The following is a 3,255-nucleotide window of genomic DNA, read 5'->3' as shown; positions in this document are numbered from 1 at the left end:
AGGGAAATTGAGAAGGTAATTTGTAGTAATATGGATTTAGATACTTATATAAACACAAATTTCCCCTTAAAAAAACAAACCAAAACATGCGATAGTGCGAAAAAGCTAATAGAGGAAGTTGTTAAATTGGCAGAAGATCTTAAGATAAATTCTGTTCCCACTTTTTTCTTAGAAGACGGCACTAAAATTATTGGGGCAAATACATCAAGGATTAAAAAAGCAATATTGAATAATAGAGGTTCTCAACAAAAATAAGGTAGATCTATTTTAGATAAAACAGACCTACCCACCGTATCTATATTACATATTCTTCCACATATCTTCATCATTAAAACATTTTTCTACATCATCCATATAATGTTGTGCATCCTTTTCAACATCTCTATCGTCCTTTTCAGAATTTAAAACTTCATTATAGTATTCGTGTTGGATAAGTAGACTCATTATTTCATTTGTTCCTGTCCATATCTGAGTAAGTCTAATGTCCCTTATAAATCTTTCAATTGGGTATATATCAGTATAACCAATACCCCCCATGATCTGCATGGCTTTATTTGCTACCTCCCATGCTGCATCGGTAGCAAATTTTTTAGCCTCACTAACAAGTCTTCTAGAATTTGGTGCATTATTATCAACTGCCTTTGCTGCCATATATACAATAGACCTAGCAGCGTCTAACTTTGTTATTGAATCGCTCACCATAAAACTCACTGCTTGATACTTTCTTATTGGTTTTCCAAAGGCAAAACGTCTATCACTATATCTTACAGCAACATCTAAAGCTGCTCTGGCCATACCCAAACAAGCTGCTGCTGAAGTAAGTCTTTCTGGAATCATCATCTGGTGAAAGACCAAAGCTCCACCATGAAGAGGACCAATTAAATTTTGTTTGGGGACCTTTACATCCTTTAACACCAACCTCCCTGTACCTCCGCCCCTTGTTCCCATTAAGCCATATTTGTATTCTGTAAAAACTCCATCTGACCTATCTATAATAAGAGCACTTATTCTCTCATACTTGCTTGCATTTGGATCTTGATTTGTTTTGCAATATACAAGGAAAAAATCTGCCTCTGTGGCACCTACAATAAATCTTTTTTGACCGTTTACTACAAAATGCTCACCATCTAATACTGCATAAGTGGTTGCACCAAAAAAATCAGACCCGCCCCGTGGTTCTGTTAATGCCTCAGCGGATATAAGTTCACCTCTGAGCATTGGTTTTAAATATTTTTCTTTTTGCTCTTGTGTACCAAACTTATCCAATGCCTCCCCTACAATAGATGGCATAACCATGGCACATCCAAGAGAAGTCCCTAAAAGTCCTATCTCCTCTTCAGCAATTACTTCATCCTTCCAGGAAAGTCCCCGTCCACCCCATTTTTTATCAAACCTAAGCCCTAAAAGATTCTTCTCCCCGGCTTTTCTTATTACCTCTTTTGGATATTCTATTTCATCCCTGTCCATTTTTCGTACCAGCTCATGGCTCACCTCATTTTTTACAAATTCTCTCATTTCTTTCTGGATTTTTCTCTCTAATTCGCCAATTATTTCTTTATAAAACATGTTATTCCTCCTACGTTAAATTTATTGCTTAACGGTTGCCTGGTAAAGTATATTTTTTCTGTTTGAAAAAGTCCAGCTTTTTTAGTAGACAGAATCGCTCCTTTTTATACATACTAAAACAAAAAATTTAATTGGAATTATTATGGTAAGAAAATTTAAAATTTCTGACTTTCATAAAAGGATAATCTCTAAAAAAACTCTTTTTAAGACCCTCACGTACATAGACAAAAATCCAGATTTAGAAACCCCTATCTTATTAATTGACAGAGAAAAATTGATTCAAAATGTGAAATCAATGGGAAACCTAATACCCAATTCCAGGGTATTTTATGCAGTTAAGGCAAATAGTGATATAGAACTACTAAAAATTCTAAAAAATATGGGGGTGGGATTTGAAATAGCTTCAAGTGGAGAGCTAGATTTATTAAAAAAATTAAAAGTACCACCTGATAAAATAATTACCAGCAATCCAGTAAAATCTCCTGACTTTATCCAGAGACTTTATAAGTATGGAGTGAAATATTTTGTTTTTGATTCCATATCAGAGATAGAAAAATTAGAAAAATGGGCACCAGGCTGTTTTGGATATGTTAGAATTACAGTGCCAAATGAAGGTAGTGAATGGCCCCTTAGCAAAAAATTTGGCGTGGAACTAGACATGGCATTTAATTTAATCAACAGGGCAAATGAGTTAAAAATCATTTCACCAGTAGGAGTAACATTTCACGTGGGCTCCCAATGTCTAAATCCATACAATTGGTATATTGCCATAGACAAGGCCAAAAGACTTTTTGATATGTGTTTTGATGCTGGAATAAAAATGAAAATCCTTAATATTGGTGGGGGCTACCCAATTAGCTATACTAAGATCGCACCAAATATCAGGGAGATTGAAGAAAAAATCTCTTCTTATCTAACAGAAAAATTCAATGATGACATTGAAATTTTTATAGAACCAGGAAGGGCCATTGTTGGTGATACCGGGATAATGGTTTCAAAGATAATAGGTACAGCAAAAAGAAATCATGAAAATTGGATCTATTTAGATGTTGGCATATTCAATGGACTTATGGAGGCCATAGGAGGAATTAAATATTTATACATCTTTGAACAGACAACTCCATTAAAAGAAAAACACAATAAAGAATCCTTTTTTGATAGATATAAAAAATGGACAATTGCTGGACCCAGTTGTGATTCAATGGATGTAATAGAAAAAAACGTATATGTTGATGCTGATCCAAAATCAGGACAATTGGTTCTTATTCCTTCTGCTGGGGCTTATACTCTATCTTATGCATCAGAGTTTAATGGCTTTCCCATTCCAAAAATAGAAATTTTGTAAACAAAATAAGGAGGCGAACTTATGGTTACCTTTACAGAAAATGAACCTTTCTCTCCAATAAAATATCAATATGCTGTTGAAAAAATTTTATATAAAGGCAAGAGCCAATTTCAAGAGATCATGGTATTTGAAAGTCCAGACTTTGGAAAGGTCTTTGTATTGGATAATATTGTACAATTAACTGAAAGAGACGAATTTTTTTATCATGAAATGCTTACTCACATTGCCATGCACACTCACCCAAACCCTAGAAAAGTAATTGTAATTGGAGGTGGTGATGGCGGCACCATGAGGGAAGTCTTAAGACATTTATCCGTTGAAAAGGCATACCTAGTGGAAATAGA

At 34.5% G+C, this 3,255-nt stretch carries 4 protein-coding genes; 3 read left to right on the top strand and 1 reads right to left on the bottom strand.

The window, feature by feature from the left end; genetic code table 11:
* Window positions 1–255 (top strand): DsbA family protein (locus ACY2V1_RS10500; RefSeq protein WP_461834749.1); only part of this gene is annotated, 255 nt, incomplete at its 5' end.
* A gap of 45 nt (window positions 256–300) precedes the next feature.
* Here the strand turns inward: ACY2V1_RS10500 and ACY2V1_RS10495 are convergent.
* A complete protein-coding gene (locus tag ACY2V1_RS10495) occupies window positions 301–1,566 on the bottom strand; it encodes an acyl-CoA dehydrogenase family protein (protein WP_461834748.1) in 1,266 nt (421 codons plus the stop codon).
* Between the two features lie 142 nt (window positions 1,567–1,708).
* Here ACY2V1_RS10495 and ACY2V1_RS10490 point away from each other — a divergent pair, with 142 nt between their 5' ends.
* A complete protein-coding gene (locus ACY2V1_RS10490; protein ID WP_461834747.1) occupies window positions 1,709–2,911 on the top strand; it encodes a type III PLP-dependent enzyme in 1,203 nt (400 codons plus the stop codon).
* 21 nt (window positions 2,912–2,932) lie between these two features.
* On the top strand, window positions 2,933–3,255 hold a 323-nt coding region (locus ACY2V1_RS10485; protein ID WP_461834746.1), incomplete at its 3' end, for a spermine/spermidine synthase domain-containing protein.

It is taken from the genome of Desulfothermus sp., assembly GCF_053993635.1.
The sequence above is the reverse complement of the archived record's forward strand: the minus strand, read 5'-3'. Positions and strand labels throughout refer to the sequence as shown.

Coding starts and splice junctions, on each gene's coding strand:
- ACY2V1_RS10495 (WP_461834748.1), bottom strand. CDS start 1,566: ATGTTTTATAAAGAAATAATTGGCGAATTAGAGAGAAAAATCCAGAAA.
- ACY2V1_RS10490 (WP_461834747.1), top strand. CDS start 1,709: ATGGTAAGAAAATTTAAAATTTCTGACTTTCATAAAAGGATAATCTCT.